We start from the raw sequence: 21645 nt of genomic DNA on the forward strand, positions 1-21645 counted from the left end.
CATATATTTAATTAGAAGCTAGTAAATATACATTGCTCAGCTGAATTAACTAAAAATTAGCAGTTAAAAAATAGAAGAGCAGTATATTTATACCCTAATAAATAATTTGTATGCCAACCGACTGTATTCCGTTTAGGGAAACCCATTATTTTTCAGACTTTATATGTGACTATTTAGATCAGAAACCTGAATTAAAAGACTTTTATCATCGTTTTCCGAAACTAGAGAATTTTAAAGCTCAGATTGAAGAAAAACAATTATCAGTTAAAGCGCAGTCAAGATCTGTTTTAGTTGAAAGCTTAAAAAAACAATATAAAAAGCTTAAAACATCAGAATTAACTGCTGAAAATATTGAAAGCTTAAAGACTGAAAACACCTTTACAATTACTACAGGACATCAGTTAAATTTATTTACAGGACCACTTTATTTTCTGTACAAGATAATTTCAACCATTAACCTTACGAAGCAATTAAAAGCAACCTACCCAAAATATAACTTTGTTCCTATATATTGGATGGCTTCTGAAGATCACGATTTTGAAGAAATCAATTACTTCAACTTTAAAGGTAAAAAAATACAATGGAACTCTGGGCAAACCGGAGCTGTTGGTCATTTTAATACAAAAGGTTTAGAAGATGTTTTTGATGTCATTTCTTCAGAATTTGGAGCAGGAAAAAATGCTGAGCAATTAAAAACATGGTTTAAAGAAGCGTATCTTAATCACGATAATTTAGCAGATGCTACGCGATATTTAGCAAACGAATTATTTAGCGACCAAGGATTGGTAATTTTAGATGCTGATGATAGGGACCTAAAGCGTTTGTTTATTCCACAGATGAAGTCGGAATTATTAGAGCAAACGGCTTTTAAGAACGTTTCTGAAACGAATAAAAAACTTGAAGATTTAGAATTAACAATTCAAGTGAATCCAAGAGAAATTAATCTATTCTATATTAAAGACGGATTAAGAGAACGCATTGTAGAAAAAGATAGTGTCTTTTCTGTTTTAGAATCAGAAATATCATGGAGTCAAAGCGAACTGCTAAATCATCTTGATGAGTTTCCAGAGCGTTTCTCGCCAAATGTAATTATGCGCCCCTTATATCAAGAGGTAATTTTACCGAATCTTTGTTACATTGGTGGAGGAGGAGAAATGATTTATTGGCTACAATTGAAAGCTAATTTTGAAGCTCAAAACGTTACGTTTCCAATATTACTACTTAGAAATTCAGCTTTAGTAAAATCAGAAAAGCAAGCAGATAAATTAGAAAATTTACATATTTCTAATCACGATTTGTTTTTAGACCGTCACTCTTTTATTAATAAGAAAGTCCGAAAGATTTCTAATATAGATATTGACTTTACAGAGCAAATTAAACATTTAGAAACGCAGTTTAAGGATCTTTTCGATTTAGCAGAACAAACCGATGCATCTTTTGTTGGTGCTGTAAAATCTCAAGAAGTAAAACAAATAAAGGGTTTAAAACATTTAGAAAAACGTTTGTTAAAAGCCCAGAAAAGAAAGCTTGCAGATCAGATAGAACGCTGTACAGATTTGCAAGACCAATTATTTCCTGGTCAAAGTTTACAAGAACGAAATACTAATTTTTCAGAATTGTATTTAGAGTATGGCGACCAATTAATTACAGAATTAACCAAAACCTTAGAGCCACTTAAAGGCGAATTTTTAATATTAAATTTAAAATAATTAATGCATCACATTGATATTGATCTTATTGAAATGACTTTAGATGTCATGAAATATGTCATCGGAAGAGTTTCAGCTACAGAACATCAAATAGGAAAACCTAAAAAGTATGAAGATTTAAAAGCTTTAGTTGGAGATACGGTAACTGAAAAAGGTGTTGGAGGAGAATATGCTTTTAATTTATGGAAAGAGCATTTATCAAAGGCAAATGTACCGGTAGATCATCCTCGTAATTTAGCATTTGTGCCAGCAGCTCCTACAAAAGCAGCCATTATGTTCGATTTAATTACGGCGGCATCAAGTATTCATGGCGCATATTGGATGGAAGGTGCAGGCGGTATTTTTTGTGAGAATGAAGCTATGAGCTGGATTGTTTCTTTAACAGGGATGCCAGAAGGCGCTTTTGGAGTGTTTACAAGTGGAGGAACAGCAGCTAATTTATCCGCTATTGTTACTGCAAGAGAGCATTGGAGAGAAAACCCAGAATTTAATCGTGAAAAAGGATTAATTATTACGTCTATGGGAGCGCATTCTTCTGTAAAAGCAATGGCAAAAGTTGCAGATGTAGATATTCTTTTAGTAGATTCTGAAGAGCATTTAACAGGAGAGGCATTAAAAGAAAAAATAGCAAGTTTAACAGATCACCAACGTAAATGTTTATTTGCTGTTGTAGGTACTGGAGGAACAACAAATGCAGGTATTATTGATGATTTATCTGGTATTGCAGATGTTTGTGAAGAGCATAATTTATGGTTTCATATCGATGCGGCTTATGGAGGAGGAGCGTTGGTAGCCGATTCTGTTCGTCATTTGTTTAACGGGATAGAAAGAGCAGATAGTATTACAATTGATCCACATAAATGGATGTTTTCACCTTACGATTGTGGTGCTGTACTTTATAAAAATATGGAGTTAGCTAAAAATGCGCATTCTCAGCAAGGCTCATATTTAGATATTTTTAAAGATGAAGGTGCTCACGGATTTAATCCAACGGATTATCAAATTCAATTAACCAGACGTGTTAGAGGCTTGCCTTTATGGTTCTCTTTAGCAACACACGGAACAGATCGTTATAAAGAAGCGGTAGAACGAGGTTTAGAATTGGCACAAATTGCAGGGCGTTTAATAGAAGCGCATCCTGATTTAGAATTGGTAAGAGAACCAAGTTTATCTTGTGTTTTATATCGAAGAATAGGATGGGAACCAGAAGATTATACACATTGGACTTACGAAAACCATGAAAAAGGATTCGCTTTAGTAACACCAACCAAGTGGAAAAACGGAGATACTTATGAAACTTGTTCGCGTTTTTGTTTTATAAATCCAGATACTACAGAAAAAGATATAGAAATGATCTTAGAAACTATGGAATAGAATATTTAAGATTCTATTTTTTAAAGCGGTTATTGGTTCAAAAAGACTAATAACCGTTTTAGTGTTTTTAAGAATATAACAGAAGTTAGAATAATTGAAGGATAAATCTTCATATATCTTTATTAGTAATAGTATTTATGAAGTTAAATATTTGTCGTTTTGTTTCAAAATTAATTATTTAAAACATTGTTTTTTAATGATTTAATATTTTTTTAAATTTATATAATTCCTAAATCGAAAATTTCAAAATCAATCCTTATTTTTGCGCATGCAACACAACAAAGTACTTATACTAGATTTCGGATCGCAATACACACAGCTTATTGCGCGTCGCGTTAGAGAATTAAACATCTATTGCGAAATTCACCCATTCAATAAAATTCCTTCAGATTCAGATAGTTTTAAAGCTGTTATTTTATCTGGTAGCCCTAATTCCGTAAGAGGAGAAGCTGTGCTTCATCCAGAATTAGAAAACATTAGAGGAAAAAAACCAATGCTTGCCGTTTGTTATGGAGCGCAATATTTAGCACATTTCTCTGGTGGAGAAGTTGCAGAATCTAATACGCGTGAATACGGAAGAGCGAACTTAAGTTTTATTAAAACTGATGAAGCTTTCTTTGAAAATATACATGAAGGCAGCCAAGTTTGGATGAGTCATAGTGATACCATAAAGCAGTTACCAACAGGTGGTGTTTTATTGGCTAGTACTGGTGATGTAAAAAATGCAGCATACAGAATTGAAGGTGAAGACACCTATGCTATTCAGTTTCACCCAGAAGTTTACCATTCTACAGATGGTTCTCAACTTTTAAATAACTTTTTAGTTAAGATTGCAAAAGTTGAACAAGACTGGACACCACAATCTTTTGTCGAAGAAACCGTTGATGGATTAAAGGAACAATTAGGAAATGATAAAGTTGTCCTTGGTTTATCTGGAGGTGTAGATTCTTCAGTAGCAGCTATGTTATTACATAAAGCAATTGGTAAAAACCTTTATTGTGTTTTTGTAAACAATGGTTTATTAAGAAAAAATGAATTCGTAGATGTATTAAAACAATACGAAGGTATGGGACTTAATGTTAAAGGCGTAGATGCTTCGGCACGCTTTTTGGATGCCTTAAAGGGATTAAGCGATCCAGAGCTAAAAAGAAAAGCTATTGGTCGTGTGTTCATTGAAGTTTTTGATGATGAAGCGCATTTAATTCAAGATGTAAAATGGTTAGCGCAAGGAACAATTTACCCTGATGTTATAGAAAGTGTTTCGGCAACAGGTGGGCCAAGTGCAACGATAAAGAGTCACCATAATGTTGGTGGATTGCCAGATTTTATGAAATTAAAAGTGGTAGAGCCGCTTAAAGCTTTATTTAAAGATGAAGTGAGACGTGTTGGTGCTTCTATGAATATGGATAAACATTTACTTGGCCGTCATCCTTTTCCGGGACCAGGGTTAGCGATTCGTATTCTTGGAGATCTAACAGAAGAAAAGGTGCGTATATTACAAGAGGTAGATGCTATTTTTATTAATAACCTACGTACTTGGAATCTGTATGACAAAGTATGGCAAGCAGGAGCCATGTTATTACCCGTTAATAGTGTTGGTGTAATGGGAGATGAGCGTACTTACGAAAAATGTGTTGCTTTAAGAGCAGTAGAAAGTACAGATGGTATGACGGCTGATTGGGTAAATTTACCTTATGAGTTTTTACAGAAAACATCAAATGAAATTATCAATAAAGTAAAAGGTGTCAATAGAGTAGTATACGATATCAGTTCTAAGCCACCTGCTACTATTGAGTGGGAATAAAAAGAGTAATAGTGTTTAGTCACAGTCATTAATATTAGACTTAACATAAAAAAAATCCTACGAGGTTTTATAAAACCTTGTAGGTATAAATAAGATTTTATGAAAAATATTTTAGCCATCCTATTAATTGCATTTTCAATTGGCCTCAGTGCGCAACAAAAATATATTGAGCATACTGTAAAGCCAGGAGAAACTATAGAAAGTATCGCTAAGGCCTATTTAGTAACGCCTTTCGATATTTATGCTTTAAATCCAGATGCGCAACGTAAGTTTCAACCTAATTCTGTATTAATTATTCCTAATTCTAAAATTAAGAATGATGCTATTATGGAAGATAGTAAGGAGTTAACAGGTTATAAAACGCATAAAGTCAAAAGAAAAGAAACATTATATGGCTTGTCTAAGCAATATAGTATTTCTGAAGATGAAATAAAAAAAGCAAATCGTTTTTTATATTCTGAAAATCTTAAAAAAGGAGATAAACTTAGAATTCCTCGTTATAAAACGGTTGCATCTAAGCAAACTTTAAATAATACTGTAAAAAAATATACAGTTCAAGCTAAAGAAGGAAAATGGAGAATAGCTTATAAGTTTGGTATTTCTGTTGCAGATTTAGAGGCTTTAAATCCCTCTATGAATGAAACTATTCAACCTGGTGATGAGTTAAATGTTCCTAATATTCACGATCAAGAAGAAAAGGAAATCGAATCAACATTTGGGTATTATGAAGTATTACCTAAAGAAGGGTTTTATAGATTAAAGGTGAAGTTGAATCTAACTCAAGAACAGCTAGAAACATTAAACCCAGAATTAAAAGAAACAGGTTTAAAAGCAGGTATGGTGTTAAAAGTGCCAGAAGCTGTAGATACACTAAGTGCATTAGATACTGTAGAGACTACAAATTTAAAAGGGATTTTAAGCAATTTTAAAACTAAAAAAATTGCGTTAATGATGCCTTATCGTCTTGATAGAATTGATGTAGATGCTGTAGCAGAAACAAAAAATATGATGAAAGACAATAGATTATTATCTACTGTTTTAGATTTTCATGTTGGTGTAATGATGGCTTTAGATTCTGCTAAACAATTAGGGATTTCTACAGATTTAAAGGTTTTTGATACACGTTATCATATTGCAGAAACAGGAAATATATTAGCCGAAAATGATTTTTCAGATTACGATGCTATTATTGGACCAATGCAAGATGAGAGTTTTAGTCGTGTAGCAATGGCATTAAAAGGAGATAATGTTCCTGTTATTGCATCGATGATTAAGCCTAAAGATATTTTAAGTAATGTGTTTCAAACTTTGCCAGAAGATAAACTGTTGCGTAAAGCAATGATCGATTTTGTAAAAGCAGATAGTTTAAAAACTAAGGTGGTTATTATTTCAGATCATGAGCACAGAGAGAGTAGTGAATCTTTACAAAAAATGTTTCCTAACTCTAAACTTATTTTTTCTAGATATGATAAAAAACATAAATCTAAAGATGGATTTTTTGTTTATCATGCAGAATTAGAACCTGTTTTCTCTCCAGGAAAAACAATTGTTTTTCTAGAAACCGATAATTATTCTTTTTCTACAAGTGTAATTAGTATGCTTAATGGATTTGTAAATAAGCAAACAGAAATTGTACTTACAACGCTAAATAAAGGGAAAGCTTTTGAAGGTAAGGATGTTGATAATAATAATTTATCTAATCTTAAGTTTCATTATGCTTCAATACATAAAGATTTTGACGAAACTAAATCTAATGGTTTTGTAGAGAAATATAGAAAAGAATATGGAGTGTCGCCTAGTAAATATGTAGCACGTGGTTTTGATATTACTTTAGATTTATTAATGCGTTTAGCATCTGCAGAAAATTTATATGAAGCATCTTCAGATACTGTTGAAACAGAATATGTAGAGAATAAATTTAGATATACTAAAACCTTATTTGGAGGTTATATAAATCAAGCTGTTTATATTGTAAAGTTTGATAACCTTAGAATTGTAGAAGCAAAATAATAAAGAATATTTATGCGTTTTATAACGTTTTTAGTCCATTTGTATTAGTTCTACTATTGAAAAACAAAAATTGAAAACACTTATCTTTTTATTAAGCTTTCTTTTTATAGGAAGTGCTACAAGTGAAGAATCTTTAACATGGAATGAAGATGTTAAATTAACTTGGGCAGACTTTAAAGGAACTCCAGATTCAGGATCTGATGCCGTTGCATTAACAGCTTCAGGTATAACTTTTGGTTTTTCGGTTAAAACTTCAGAGAAAAAAATTGTAGATTTTTCTACAACAGTTTTTACCCATTTTTATCCAAATAAATCATGGTATTTAAAAGATAAGAGTAATACTTACATTTTAAATCATGAGCAATTACATTTTGATATTACAGAACTCTATGCACGTCAGTTTAGGCAAAAATTAGCAAAATTAGAAGTTAATAAGAATGTAAAAGCACAGATGAAAAGATTGCATGCAGCTATTAATGAAGAGTTGAATGAAACTCAACAACGATACGATATGCAAACCAATCACTCATTGAATGTTGAAATGCAAAAAGAATGGAATACAAACATTCAAAAAGAACTTGATAAATTAGAGGCGTTTAAATCAATTTAAGAGATTAAACGACTTATTGTTATTATCAATACACAACACCTTAACCTTTTTTATCTAAACTAAATTTCAATTAAAATGGAATTAGACGGAACAGTTTTAATTGAACTGGCACACTACAAAATGCCTTTTGGTAAATACAAAAATCAATATTTAATAGATATTCCTGAACCTTATTATATTTGGTATCAACAAAAAGGATTTCCAGAAGGTAAACTAGGACGTATGATGGCACAGATGTGCGAAATTAAAATTAATGGATTAGAAGAATTAATTTATACGATTCGTAGAGATTTTAAAAAGCAATCCTAACACGCTCTTTTTTCTACTTATTAATTTTTTTTGAGTTGTTTTTTTAATTCAAATTACGGTATATATTCCTTCAAATAAATACAAGTTGTAATATCATTTAGGTATTAAAGTAAAAGAGTCTTGTTTAGAAGCACTAAAAGAATATTTGTTTTTATTCTTAAACATTTGAAAGCTATTGTTTAAGCCGGTTTTTTAGCGATGTTAATAGATGTAAATAATAACATATCAACAAACCATAAACAAATAGAGAATAACTCATTAAATTTCGTAATTTTGCCTGCGTTTAATAACGTATCATGACCACAAACCCGAAGTATATTTTTGTAACCGGAGGCGTATCTTCTTCCTTAGGAAAAGGTATTATAGCTGCATCACTAGCTAAACTCCTACAATCACAAGGTTACAGAGCAACCATCCAAAAATTAGATCCATACATTAACATCGATCCCGGTACTTTAAATCCCTACGAGCATGGTGAATGCTACGTAACGGATGATGGAGCCGAAACTGATTTAGATCTTGGACATTACGAACGTTTCTTAAACGTACCAACATCTCAAGCCAATAACGTTACTACTGGTAGAATTTACCAAAGCGTTATTGATAAAGAAAGACGTGGTGAGTTTTTAGGAAAAACAGTTCAGGTTATTCCTCATATCACAGATGAAATTAAGCGTAGAATCCAAATTTTAGGAAATTCTGGTGATTACGATATTGTTATTACTGAAATCGGAGGAACCGTTGGTGATATCGAATCTTTACCATATATCGAAGCCGTTAGACAATTAGAATGGGATTTAGGAGAACATAATACTTGTGTAATTCACTTAACATTAGTGCCTTATCTTTCTGCTGCAGGTGAATTAAAAACCAAACCAACCCAACACAGTGTTAAAACTTTGATGGAGAGTGGTGTGCAAGCCGATATTTTGGTCTGTAGAACAGAGCATAAACTTAACGATAGTTTAAAAACTAAACTAGCGCGTTTTTGTAATGTGAAAAAAGAAGCTGTTATAGAATCTATTGATGCATCTACTATATATGATGTTCCAAACCTAATGTTAGAAGAAGGTTTAGATAAAGTAGTTCTAAATCAATTAAACCTTAAAAGTTCTGTTCCAGATTTAACGAGATGGAATGAATTTTTAAAGCGTCATAAAAATCCAAAAAGTGAAGTTACTATTGGATTAATTGGTAAATATGTAGAACTTCAAGATTCTTATAAATCAATATTAGAGGCTTTTATTCATGCAGGTGCTGAAAACGAAGTTAAGGTTAATGTAGAGCCTATTCACTCTGAATATTTATCAGTAAGTAATATAGAATTTAAGCTAGGTCATTTAGATGGTGTATTAGTTGCTCCAGGATTTGGCGAACGTGGAATTGAAGGTAAGATTGATGCTGTTCGTTATGTAAGAGAACATAACATCCCGTTCTTAGGGATTTGCTTAGGAATGCAAATGGCAGTTATTGAATATTCTAGAAATGTATTAAATCTTCCTAAAGCTAATTCAGTAGAAATGGATGAGCAAACTCCAGATCCTGTTATTAATTTAATGGCATCTCAAAAAGGTGTTGTTAATAAAGGAGGAACCATGCGTTTAGGAACATGGGATTGTAAATTAGATACAGAAAGTATAGCTTATAAAGTTTATAATTCTGAATTAATTACAGAAAGGCACAGACACCGTTTTGAGCTTAATAACGATTATAAAGCAAAATTAGAAGAAGCTGGGATGAAAGCTACAGGTTTCAATCCTGAAACAGGTTTAGTAGAAATTGTAGAAATCCCTGCTAACGATTGGTTTGTTGGTGTACAGTATCATCCAGAATATAAGAGTACGGTAAAAAGTCCACACCCTTTATTTGTCGCATTTGTAGGTGCAGCCTTAAAATACAGTAAGAAAAAATAATGTGCCACTTTGTCGCAAACTAAAATTTGGATAACTATTTGAGTTATCCAAATTGTTACCTTATTAGACTTGTTCAGTTATATCTGATTTAATTTTATTACAAAGAACTGCCAAGTCGGAAATTGAAAATACATGGAAGAAAAGAAATTCGACGTTAAATCTATTATAGGTTTTGTACTCATCTTTGGTATATTATTATTTATAATGTATCAAAACCAACCCACTCCCGAAGAGCTTGCAGCACAAGAAAAAGCAGAGCAAGAAAAAGTGGAAGCTGAAAATAATGAAAGTAACCAAAAAGAAACCTTAATCACCACTTCAAGTGATTACTCTAATACACAAGTTTTAGATTCTACTCAAAAAGCAGCACTCCAAAATAAAGTAGGTGCTTTTGCATATGCTTTAAGTTTACCTTCTGATTCAGAAAAACAAACAACGGTATCTACAGATGTTTTTGAATTAAAATTTAACAATAAAGGTGGTCATCTTGCTGAGGTTAAATTAAGAAATTTTGTAGACTATGATTCTGTACCTGTTTATATGGTAAAAGATCAAAATAGTGCTTTCAACATTACTTTTGGAACTTCTGATAATAGAACTTTAAATACACAAGATTTTCCTTTTGAACCTACTGTAACTAAAAATGGTGAGAATACTATAGTTTCTATGAAACTTAAAGTATCAGAATCTTCATTCTTAGAATATCGTTATGAGTTGAAACCTGACGATTATATGATTGATTTTTCAATCCGATCTCAAGGTTTAAGTGGTGTGTTTAATACCTCTCAGCCTATAACTTTAGATTGGAAACAAAAAAGTATCCGTCATTCTAAAAGTATTACTTACGAGAATCGTTATACGCGTTTAACTTACATGCATGATGATGGTAAGGTTGATAAATTATCACAAGCCAAAGATGATGATGACCTAATTAATGATGTAGATTGGTTGTCTTATAGACAGCATTTCTTCAGTACTATTTTAGTGGCTAAGGATAGTCGTTTTAATGATGTTGCTATTACATCTTTAGACTTAGTTAAAGATGAAGAAATAGATACAACACATACCAAATTATATACAACTAAAATGCCATTGGCATATAGTGGAGGTGAGCTTAATAAAAACTTTGGTTTGTATTACGGTCCAACTTCAAATACAATCTTAAAAGACTATGATAAAGATTTAGAAGAAAGTATTCCTTTTGGTTGGGGTATTTTTGGATGGATTAATAAAATGCTTTTTATCCCATTATTTGGATTCTTAAGTAGCTATTTACCTTATGGTATTGCTATTATTGTGATGACTATAATGGTTAAAATTTTATTATCATTTGTACAGTACAAGCAGTTCTTATCTCAGGCTAAGATGAAAATCTTAAAACCAGAATTAGATGCTGTAAGAGAAAAGTATAAAGACAATAAGTTAAAAGCTCAACAAGAAACAATGGCTATACAGAGTAAAGCTGGAGCGAGTCCATTAAGTGGTTGTTTGCCTGGTTTAATGCAGATTCCTGTATTCTATGCTTTGTTTCAGTTTTTCCCGACAGCATTCGATTTAAGACAAAAAAGTTTTCTTTGGGCAGACGATTTAAGTTCTTTCGATTCCGTTTTAGATTTACCATTCCATATTCCTTTATACGGAGATCACGTTAGTTTATTTCCAATATTAGCAGCTGTTGCAATTTTCTTTTACATGAAAATGACTACAGGTCAGCAAGTGGCAAACCAACCAACACAAGAAGGGATGCCAGATATGGCAAAAATGATGAAGTACATGATTTACTTCTCACCATTAATGATGTTAGTATTTTTTAATAATTATGCTTCTGGTTTAAGTTTATATTACTTTATATCGAACTCAATTAGTATCGGAATTATGTTAGTAATTAAAAATTACATTATTGATGAAGATAAAGTTTTAGCTAAGATTGAAGTCAGTAAAACAAAGCCAAAGAAACAAAACAAGTTTCAGAAAAAAATGGCTGAGATGATGGAGCAAGCTGAGCAACAAAAACAGGCACAACAAAAAGGAAAGAAAAAATAATTCTTTCTTTTAATACCTACAAGTTTCAATAATCTTGAAACATATTAATTAAGCCTTAGCACTTTGTGTTGAGGCTTAATTGTTTTATAGAACTCATTACGTAATTTGAAGTTATTTTTAATATTTTTAATTGTTTTAAGATTGTTAATTAAACAAACCTTTGTAGGTTTGCTTAATTAATAAATTATAAAATGACTAAATCAATCGTTTTTACACTTTGCACTTTTATATTATGTTCAATATCTGTATATGCTCAAATACCTGTAAATCAGATTGATAATAATGGTGAGCGTCACGGCTTATGGTCTAAAGATTATCACCAAACAGACCAAAAACGCTATGAAGGAGTTTTTAAACATGGTAAGGAAATAGATTCGTTTAAGTTTTACACCTTATCTGCAGGTAAAAGTGTATTGAGTGCTGTAAAAGTTTTTAATGAAAAGGATAGTATTGCTAATGTCACATTTTTGGCTTCAAATAAAAAAGTAATTAGTAAGGGCCAAATGAATGGTAAACGTTTTGTTGGTGAATGGGTATTTTATCATAAAAATTCTTCAGCTAAAATGATTGTTGAAAATTATAATGACGAAGGTTTACTTTCAGGTGAACGCTTTGTGTATTACCTTAATGGTGGTTTAGCAGAAAGTGCACATTATAAAAATGGAAAATTAGATGGTGAAGCCAAATGGTTTTCAGAGCAAAATAATTTGCTGAGACATACCTATTATAAAGATGATAAATTAGATGGTAAAACATCATATTATGATGCAGATGGTAATTTAACTTCTGAAGGGAGTTATATTAAAAACCAGAAGAAAGGAATTTGGAAGTATTATACAGATGGAAAAGTCACAAAAGAGATAGATCATACAACTCAAACCGTGATTTCAGAAAAAGAATAGATTATAGCTATGTCTTTCATAGTATTTCAGAATGGCAATCTTAATAGGATTGCCTTTTTTATTTTGTAATTTTGCGGAAGTTTTTCGAACTAAGAACTGCATTTCTCTTTAGTAGAGTTATGTCACTTCGAGTGAAATTCATTTTTATGAATTTTGTATCGAGAAGTAATTTAAGTTAAGAATGTTCTCGATACAATTCCGATAGAAATAATCGAAATCAATCGAACTAACGTTTAGATAAAAAGTGTATAAATAATATGAAAAGAGTCATTGTAGGACTTTCAGGAGGAGTAGATTCTAGCGTTGCAGCCTATCTTTTAAAGGAGCAAGGCTATGAAGTTATAGGTCTTTTTATGAAGAATTGGCATGATGATACTGTGACTATTTCAGACGAATGTCCTTGGTTAGAAGATAGTAACGACGCTATGTTAGTGGCCGATAAACTAGGTATTCCTTTTCAAACGGTAGATTTAAGCGAACAATACAAGGAGCGTATTGTAGATTATATGTTTGATGAATACGAAAAAGGACGTACCCCAAACCCAGATGTACTTTGTAACAGAGAAATAAAGTTTGATGTCTTTATGGATATCGCTTTAGAGTTAGGGGCAGATTATGTTGCGACAGGTCATTATTGCAGAAAAAGTACAATTGAAAAAGATGGTGAAGAAATTCATCAACTTTTGGCAGGAGCAGATGGAAATAAAGATCAATCTTATTTCTTATGTCAGTTGTCACAAAAGCAGTTGGCTAAAGCATTGTTCCCTATTGGCGAATTAATAAAACCAGAGGTTAGAGAAATTGCCAAAGCTCAAGATTTAATTACAGCAGATAAGAAAGATTCTCAAGGTTTATGTTTTATTGGTAAAGTAAGATTGCCAGAGTTTTTACAACAACAATTAAAACCGAAAGAAGGTAATATTGTTGAAATTGATTCTGAATTTAAAATTTATAATCAACCCAAGCCTACATTTGATTCTAAAGAAAAAGAATTAGAATTCTTGTCTAAAAAACCAGAATATTCAGTTTCAGACGGAAAAATAGTAGGTAAACATCAAGGTGCTCATTATTTTACAAAAGGTCAACGTAAAGGTTTAGGAGTTGGTGGTACTGTAGAGCCGTTGTTTGTAATTGATACGGATGTTAACGAGAATGTTATTTATACAGGTCAAGGAAAACAACATCCAGGTTTGTATAGAAATGTATTATTTGTTTCTAATGAAGAATTACATTGGGTGCGTACAGATTTAGCTTTAAAAGAAGGTGAAACAATGTCTGTATTAGCAAGAATACGCTATAGACAAACTTTAGATAAAGCAACCTTGCATAAAGTGGCTTCAGGATTATACGTAGAGTTTGAAAACAACCAATCTGCAATTACAGAAGGGCAGTTTGTAGCCTGGTATCTTGGAGATGAGTTGGTAGGTTCAGGGGTTATTTCTTAATTCGCTTTTAATTAATTTTTCTGATGAATTAAACCGAAATTATCAGTTCGAGTGATTTTTAACTTTTTTAGTTGAAAATTGTATCGAGAACTTGTTAGATTTATAGTTCTATGAAAAAAATTTTTACAATACTACTTTTAATTTTTGTCTCAAGCACGTATGCACAAGAAGATGCATGGGTTTACTTTACAGATAAGCCAAATGTTTCAGCTTCAATTGCAAACCCTATTAGTATACTTTCACAAAAAGCAATCGACAGAAAACAGAATCATAACATAGCAATCGATGAACGCGATGTTCCTGTAAATGAAGCTTATATTTCAGATTTAAAACTTCAAACAGGAATAACTGTTTTAGCGAAATCTAAATGGTTTAATGCGGTACATATTAGGGGACTTGAAGCTGATGTTAATGCTCTAAATAATTTAACTTTTGTAGATTATATAGATTTTGCAGATAATAATTTGGACTTAGATTCAAGAGCTTCTAATCAGCAAGAAGTGATAAATATTGAAGATGAAACGATAGCTTTTACTTACGGAAATACTCAAAATCAAGTAGAAATGATCGCGGTAGATCAATTGCATCTAGATGATTTTACAGGCGAAGGAATTACAATTGCAGTTATGGATTCTGGATTCCCAAATGTCAATACAATGGGAGCTTTCCAACGTTTAAGAGAGAATGGAGGTTTGCTTAATGGTTATGATTTTGTAGATAGAACTTCAGAAATTTATGAGTATACATCAAGTAATCATGGCACACAAGTGTTAAGTACGATGGCTGGTTTTGTTCAAGATAATTTTGTTGGTACAGCACCAGATGCTTCCTATTATTTATTTAGAACAGAAGATGCTTCTAGCGAAAACCCTGTAGAAGAAAGTTATTGGGTAGAAGCTGCAGAACGTGCAGATAGTTTAGGTGTCGATATGATAAACACATCATTAGGATACACCACTTATGATAATGCTAATTACAGCTATTCACCATTAGACATGGACGGCCAAACGGCTTACATTTCTAAAGGGGCATCAATTGCTGCAGAAAAAGGAATTTTAGTGGTTGTAAGTGCTGGTAATTCTGGAGCTACAGATTGGCAAACTGTAGGTTCGCCTGGAGATTCTCCAGATGTATTATCTATAGGAGGAGTAGATGAAGATGGTGTTTATGTGTCATTTAGTTCGCAAGGAAGTGACGCACAGGTTGGGTATCAAAAACCAGATGTAGTAGCACGGGCAGGAAATGCTTTTGTTATTAATGAATTTAATAGTGTTGTTCAAAATAACGGAACATCATTTAGTGGGCCTATTGTTTGTGGTGGTATTGCTTCATTATGGCAAGCAATCCCTGATGCTTCTCCAAGCGAAGTTAAAAGTTATGTAAGACAATCTGCATCACAATATAATACACCAGATAATTTTTTAGGCTATGGCATTCCTGATTTAAATTTAGCAAGAAGTATGTTTTTATCTGTTGAAAATGTTCACACAGAAGATTTTAAATTTTATCCTAATCCTGTAGAATCTCAATTAAATATTGTCTTCCCTTCAAATATAGATGATGTTGAAATTGTAGTTTATAATCAATTAGGGCAAGTTGTATTAACTAAGTTTATCACTAAAAATGCAAATGGATTTAATGTTTCAAGTTTAGCTTCAGGTATCTATTTAATGAAGCTTTTAACGAGTAATAATTCAACAACAGTCAAATTTATAAAACAATAATATGGCAAATAGAATCACTTCACTTTTCAATATAAAACACCCAATTATTCAAGCAGGAATGATTTGGAATAGTGGTTGGAAATTAGCTTCTGCGGCAAGTAATTCAGGAATATTAGGTTTAATAGGAGCAGGGTCTATGTATCCTGATGTTTTTAGGGAACATGTTAAAAAATGTAAGGCAGCAACTGATCAACCTTTTGGTGTTAACGTACCAATGCTATATCCAAATGTTCAAGAAATTATGGACATTATTGTTGAAGAAGATGTAAAAATTGTATTTACATCTGCCGGAAACCCTAAAACTTGGACCAAATGGTTACAAGACAAAGGAATTACGGTAGTACATGTTGTGAGTAGTGTGAAATTCGCATTAAAAGCGCAAGCTGCAGGAGTGGATGCTATTGTTGCTGAAGGTTTTGAAGCAGGTGGGCATAACGGAAGGGATGAAACAACGACGCTAACTTTAATTCCAATGGTGAAAGAACAGCTCGAAATTCCATTAATAGCAGCCGGAGGTATTGCGACAGGGAAAGCGATGTTAGCTTGTATGGTTTTAGGTGCAGATGGCGTACAAGTGGGAAGTCGATTTGTCGCTAGTAAAGAATCATCAGCACATCAAGCCTTTAAACAAGTTGTTGTGGATGCTAAAGAAGGAGATACACAATTAACGCTGAAAGAATTAGCGCCTGTTAGATTAATTAAGAATAAATTCTATAACGAGGTTCAAGAACTTTATAAAACGAGTCCTACACTAGAGCAACTTAAAGAATTATTGGGCAGAGCAAGATCTAAAAGAGGAATGTTTGAAGGTGATTTAGAAGATGGAGAACTTGAAATTGGACAAATTGCAGGCTTAATCCATGATGTGAAACCTGTTGCGGAAATTGTAAAAGTAATGGTCGCTGAATTTGAAGAGGCAAAACAGTCTATAAATTCATTATAATTAAAGCTTGTAAAGTATTTTTAGTGTGGTAGTTAGAGTGTTTGTATATTGGTGAGAATTCGTATTTATGAGTACTTTTTTTATAAGTTGACAATTCATCCTATAAGTATTTTTTAAACGATTCAATTTATCGTCTTCAATTAATAAAAAAGCTAAATTTGCTTCAGCTAAAATTTAGCTAATAAACAATGAATTTAACCATAGAAAACATAGTATTAGTAGGCTCTATATTACTTTTTATAAGTATTGTAGTAGGTAAGACATCTTATAAATTTGGTGTTCCTACATTGATTTTATTCTTAGGAATCGGTATGTTAGCCGGTTCTGATGGTATTGGTGGTATTCGTTTTGACGATCCTAAACTAGCACAGTTTATAGGGATTGTTTCTCTTAATTTTATTTTATTTTCAGGAGGTCTTGATACTAATTTTAAATCCATAAAACCAATTTTAAAAGAAGGATTGGTACTTTCTACCTTAGGCGTTTTTCTTACAGCAGCTACATTGGGAGGTTTTGTTTGGTTTGTTACCGATTTTACAATCTACGAAAGTATGCTTTTAGGTTCCATTGTATCTTCTACAGATGCAGCAGCCGTATTCTCTATTTTACGTTCTAAGAATTTAGCATTAAAAACAAATTTAAGACCAACATTAGAGCTTGAAAGCGGGAGTAATGACCCTATGGCTTATGTCTTAACATTAGCTTGTTTAACTTTAGTCATTAATCAAGATGAAAGTATTTTATCTATGATTTTTATGTTCTTTCAACAAATGATTTTAGGTGGTATTGCCGGATTTGCTTTTGGTAAATTAAGTAAAATTATTATTAATAGAATTAGGTTAGACTTTGAAGGACTTTATCCTGTTTTGGTTATAGCCTTAATGTTTATAACGTTCTCTGCGACTGATGCAGTAGGTGGAAATGGATTTTTAGCCATTTATATTTGTGCAGTTTATTTAGGTAATCAAGATTTAATACATAAATCAACCATTTTAAAGATGTTTGATGGTATGGCTTGGTTAATGCAAATTGTTCTTTTCCTTACACTCGGTCTACTTGTTTTTCCATCCGAAATTATTCCTTACATGGGTATCGGGTTACTTATTTCAGTGTTTTTAATCCTTGTGGCTCGACCTGTAAGTGTTTTTATAAGTTTGATGTTTTTCAAAATGAAATTAAAAAGACGTTTTTATATTTCGTGGGTGGGTTTACGTGGTGCAGTTCCTATTGTGTTTGCAACCTATCCGTTATTAGCGGGGATTGATAAAGCGAATATGATTTTTAATATTGTATTTTTTATATCGGTAACGTCTATTTTAATTCAAGGCACTACATTGTCTCTTTTTGCCAAATGGTTAAAAGTAGCTTTACCTGAAAAAGTTAAACCTATTGCAGAAAATGAAAGGTATATTCTTAACCTTCCTAAATCAGCCATGGAAGAAGTTTCAATTTTGCCCAATAGTTTTGCTGTAGATAAACGAATTATTGATTTACATTTTCCTATTTCCGTATTTATAGTTATGATTAAAAGAGGGGATAAATTTGTACGTCCAGGTGGTTCTACAGTTATTGAAGCAAATGATACGCTTGTACTGCTTTTAGATAAAGAGGATAGTTTAGATGAAGTCAATGCAGCTCTTGCTCAAAATAAAATAGCTTAGAATGAAAAAAGGTGAGCAAACCTTAAGGGTATTACTATTCATTTCAATTTATTGTTTTGGTATTGGTGTTTCTGCATTAACAGCAACAAATTCTAATACACAGGTTTTTGTACAAAACAATGGACAAGAAGATTCTTTTTCAACAGCATCTAAAACGCATTTTATTCATACAGATCAATCTGAGATTTCAGTATCTAACTTTTTAGAAAGCTCTGTATCTAACGATGATTTGTCTTTAGACGATTTTGTTATCGTTTTATTTTTAAATAAATTACTGTTTAATGCTAAGTTTAAACAGTACGAAAATCACTTCAAAAACCTTTTGATTAGGCATCGGAAGTCTGATCTTATTTTTCCTTTTCATAATTTTTGGTAATCCTTGTTTTTTTTAAACTACAGTTTAAGTAGTCAAAATTAACTTATTAATATGTTGTGGTGTTCCACTTCATAAACAAATCATTATATCAAAAATTTAAAAAAACATAAAAATGAATTTAGGAATAACTATTATTGGAGTTATAGGTGTTGCATGTTGTACATTACCTTTTATATTAACAAATATTAGCAGAAATAAAAAAGGAAAAGAAATATTAAAAGTACTTAAAAATGTTGCAGAAAAACATCAGGCTAAAATTACAAAGCACGAAATTTGTGGTGCTTACGCCATAGGTATAGATGAATCAAAAAAGGCAGTTTCTTTTGTGTCAAAAAATAAAGAAGAGATTGTTTCTCAGTATGTAGATCTTTCTACTATTAAAAGTTGTGAGATTAGTAGAGTTAATAGAATATCTGCGAATAAAGGTGAAGTTATTGACTGTCTTAGCTTAAAACTTAGTTCTGATGTGAAACAAGAGCCAGACATTTTCTTAGAATTTTACAATGCAAAAGTTAATTATCAATTTAGTGGTGAAATACAATCCATAGAAAAATGGAATCAATTGATTCATGATTTATTGAACTAAAATTAGAAAATTCATATTAAAAAAGTGCATAAGGGGTGGGCAGTTATAGCGACATTACTTATGCACTTAATTATTATTTAAGATTGTGAAATTTATCTCTAAAACTAACTCTAATCTGTTATTTTTGTAAAGAACCGTAAATCAACTTATTTTATTATGAAAAAAATAATAGTTTTAGTATTAGTACTTTGTGGTTTCTATTCTTGTAAAGAAGTTTCTAGTAATGAGGAATATGAAAAAATTAATTGGAAAGCTCGTACTGCTACAATTAATCCCACAGATTCTCTAGAATCAGGGAAGTCCTATTTGTCTGTTTATTCTCAAATATATAGTTATACGCAGCATAAAACGTATAATCTTACAGCAATGATTAGTATTAGAAATACAAGTGAAAAAGACAGTATTTATTTATCAAATATTAAATATTACGATACGCACGGTGTTTTGTTAAAAACGTATTTTGAAAATCCTGTTTATGTATTACCGATGGAAACTTTAGATATTGTAATCAATGAAATAGATATTGCAGGTGGTACCGGGGGTAATTTTATTTTCGATTGGCAAATACCTAAAGATTGTTCTGAACCTATTTTTGAAGGTATTATGACGTCTACATCTGGTCAACAAGGTTTATCATTTCTTACGGAAGGAAAAAGAATCGATTAATTAAAGCTGATTTCTAGTCATTTTTTAAGTGTTTTTTAGATTCTTAAAATTCAAATTATTTAAGAAATAATTCATTCTTAAAACTAAAAGGAAGTATTACTTTTGCGTCATGGTTTTAAGTCATTACACTAAAGAATTTAGATACAATTTACGACTTGCATCGCCTGTAATGTTAGGGATGCTTGGTCATACTTTTGTGAGTTTTGTAGACAACGTTATGGTTGGTCAGTTGGGAGCTGCGGAATTAGCAGCAGTATCCTTAGGGAATAGTTTTATATTTATTGCGATGTCTTTGGGTATTGGTTTTTCTACTGCCATTACGCCATTAGTTGCTGAAGCTGATACAGAAAATGATTTTGATAAGGGGAAATCTGTATTTAAACATGGTCTTTTTTTATGTACCGTTTTGGGATTAATATTGTTTATAATTTTACTATTTGCAAAGCCCTTAATGTACATTATGGATCAGCCAAAAGAGGTTGTCGACCTTGCGATTCCTTATTTAGACTTAGTGGCTTTTTCTCTCGTGCCTTTAATTGTTTTTCAAGCATTTAAACAATTTAGTGATGGTTTGTCATTAACCAAATACCCTATGTATGCTACTATTGTTGCCAATTTACTTAATGTAGCAATTAACTATATTTTAATTTTTGGGAAGTTTGGTTTCCCTGAGATGGGGATTGTTGGTGCAGCCGTTGGAACTTTAGTGTCTCGTTTTGTTATGGTTGCTTATTTATGGTGTTTACTTGCAAAACGAGAAAAATCTAAAGCGTATGTTACCAACCTAAAATTCTTCAACTTAAGTAAAGCACCTATAAAAAAATTAACCAACTTGGGATTGCCTAGTGCATTACAGATGTTTTTTGAAGTTGGTATTTTTACAGCTGCCGTTTGGTTAAGTGGTACTTTAGGAGCCAATGCACAAGCCGCTAATCAAATTGCATTAAACTTGTCTTCAATGACCTTTATGGTTGCTACAGGATTAAGTGTTGCAGCGATGATTAGAGTTGGAAATCAAAAAGGATTAAAAGATTATTCGGCATTAAAACGTATTGCCGAATCGATATTTATGGTTGGGTTTATTTTTGCTGTTCTTTTTGCATTATTATTTGTTGTTTTTCATAAGTTCTTACCAACGATGTATGTAGATTTAGATGATCCTATTAATATCGTAGATACTACAGAAGTGGTAACAGTTGCAGCGACATTGTTGCTAGCCGCAGCGGTTTTTCAAATAACAGACAGTCTTCAGGTTATAGCACTTGGAGCGTTAAGAGGACTACAAGATGTTAAAATACCGACTGTAATTACTTTTATATCTTATTGGGTGATAGGTTTTCCTATATCCTATTATTTAGGGAAAGAAGAGGCTTATGGCAGCCTTGGTATATGGATTGGACTTATTGTAGGTTTAAGTGTCGCGGCTATTATGTTATTTATAAGATTTCATTTGCTGACTAAAAAGTTAATTGTAAAAACATCAAATTAAATTCTGATTTTATAAGCCTATTCGATATTTCAATATTAATCGAACAGCTCAAGCAAAATCGATATATTTGCAACTTAAGTT

General features: G+C 31.8%; 17 protein-coding genes. All 17 read left to right on the plus strand.

The genetic code is table 11. The features are described 5' to 3' along the window. Positions 1-110 precede the first annotated feature (110 nt). The 17 genes from bshC (at position 111) to H0I32_RS13220 (ending at position 21564) form a co-directional block, all read left to right on the plus strand. Positions 111-1709: a bacillithiol biosynthesis cysteine-adding enzyme BshC gene (gene bshC, locus H0I32_RS13140; protein ID WP_179313849.1), complete on the plus strand. Its 1599-nt coding sequence runs from the start codon at positions 111-113 to the stop codon at positions 1707-1709. A gap of 3 nt (positions 1710-1712) precedes the next feature. After that, entirely contained in the window at positions 1713-3083 is a 1371-nt protein-coding gene (locus tag H0I32_RS13145) for a pyridoxal phosphate-dependent decarboxylase family protein (RefSeq protein WP_179313850.1), read from the plus strand. Positions 3084-3351: 268 nt separating this feature from the next. Further along, positions 3352-4887 (plus strand): glutamine-hydrolyzing GMP synthase, encoded by a 1536-nt coding sequence (gene guaA / locus H0I32_RS13150; RefSeq protein WP_179313851.1) that lies wholly within the window; start codon positions 3352-3354, stop codon positions 4885-4887. Between the two features lie 99 nt (positions 4888-4986). Next, complete coding sequence (locus tag H0I32_RS13155) at positions 4987-6897, plus strand: LysM peptidoglycan-binding domain-containing protein (protein WP_179313852.1); 1911 nt, start codon at positions 4987-4989, stop codon at positions 6895-6897. 70 nt (positions 6898-6967) lie between these two features. After that, positions 6968-7507, plus strand: a complete 540-nt coding sequence (locus H0I32_RS13160; RefSeq protein ID WP_218841348.1) for a DUF922 domain-containing protein — start codon at positions 6968-6970, stop codon at positions 7505-7507. Positions 7508-7582: 75 nt separating this feature from the next. Next, positions 7583-7816, plus strand: a complete 234-nt coding sequence (locus H0I32_RS13165; protein ID WP_173588142.1) for a DUF3820 family protein — start codon at positions 7583-7585, stop codon at positions 7814-7816. Between the two features lie 296 nt (positions 7817-8112). Then, a complete protein-coding gene (locus H0I32_RS13170; RefSeq protein ID WP_179313853.1) occupies positions 8113-9729 on the plus strand; it encodes a CTP synthase in 1617 nt (538 codons plus the stop codon). A 132-nt stretch (positions 9730-9861) separates the two neighbouring features. Then, a complete protein-coding gene (gene yidC, locus H0I32_RS13175; protein ID WP_179313854.1) occupies positions 9862-11772 on the plus strand; it encodes a membrane protein insertase YidC in 1911 nt (636 codons plus the stop codon). 191 nt (positions 11773-11963) lie between these two features. After that, the gene (locus H0I32_RS13180; protein WP_173588145.1) at positions 11964-12674 is read left to right on the plus strand and encodes a toxin-antitoxin system YwqK family antitoxin; all 711 of its coding nucleotides are present in this window, start codon (positions 11964-11966) and stop codon (positions 12672-12674) included. Between the two features lie 257 nt (positions 12675-12931). Continuing rightward, positions 12932-14119 carry a tRNA 2-thiouridine(34) synthase MnmA gene (gene mnmA / locus H0I32_RS13185; protein WP_179313855.1) on the plus strand — a complete coding sequence of 396 codons (1188 nt, stop codon included), beginning with the start codon at positions 12932-12934 and terminating at the stop codon, positions 14117-14119. A 110-nt stretch (positions 14120-14229) separates the two neighbouring features. Then, on the plus strand, positions 14230-15843 hold the full coding sequence (locus tag H0I32_RS13190; protein ID WP_179313856.1) for a S8 family serine peptidase: 1614 nt from the start codon (positions 14230-14232) through the stop codon (positions 15841-15843). Position 15844: 1 nt separating this feature from the next. Then, the gene (locus H0I32_RS13195; protein WP_173588148.1) at positions 15845-16786 is read left to right on the plus strand and encodes an NAD(P)H-dependent flavin oxidoreductase; all 942 of its coding nucleotides are present in this window, start codon (positions 15845-15847) and stop codon (positions 16784-16786) included. A gap of 188 nt (positions 16787-16974) precedes the next feature. Beyond that, complete coding sequence (locus H0I32_RS13200; RefSeq protein ID WP_179313857.1) at positions 16975-18447, plus strand: potassium/proton antiporter; 1473 nt, start codon at positions 16975-16977, stop codon at positions 18445-18447. A 1-nt stretch (position 18448) separates the two neighbouring features. Next, positions 18449-18823 (plus strand): hypothetical protein, encoded by a 375-nt coding sequence (locus H0I32_RS13205; protein ID WP_179313858.1) that lies wholly within the window; start codon positions 18449-18451, stop codon positions 18821-18823. A 112-nt stretch (positions 18824-18935) separates the two neighbouring features. After that, positions 18936-19409 (plus strand): hypothetical protein, encoded by a 474-nt coding sequence (locus tag H0I32_RS13210; protein WP_179313859.1) that lies wholly within the window; start codon positions 18936-18938, stop codon positions 19407-19409. 156 nt (positions 19410-19565) lie between these two features. Beyond that, on the plus strand, positions 19566-20075 hold the full coding sequence (locus H0I32_RS13215) for a DUF3124 domain-containing protein (RefSeq protein ID WP_179313860.1): 510 nt from the start codon (positions 19566-19568) through the stop codon (positions 20073-20075). Between the two features lie 109 nt (positions 20076-20184). Further along, positions 20185-21564 carry an MATE family efflux transporter gene (locus tag H0I32_RS13220; protein ID WP_179313861.1) on the plus strand — a complete coding sequence of 460 codons (1380 nt, stop codon included), beginning with the start codon at positions 20185-20187 and terminating at the stop codon, positions 21562-21564. The last annotated feature ends 81 nt before the right edge of the window (positions 21565-21645 follow it).

Source organism: Winogradskyella sp. HaHa_3_26 (assembly GCF_019278425.1).
Lineage (GTDB): Bacteria > Bacteroidota > Bacteroidia > Flavobacteriales > Flavobacteriaceae > Winogradskyella > Winogradskyella undariae.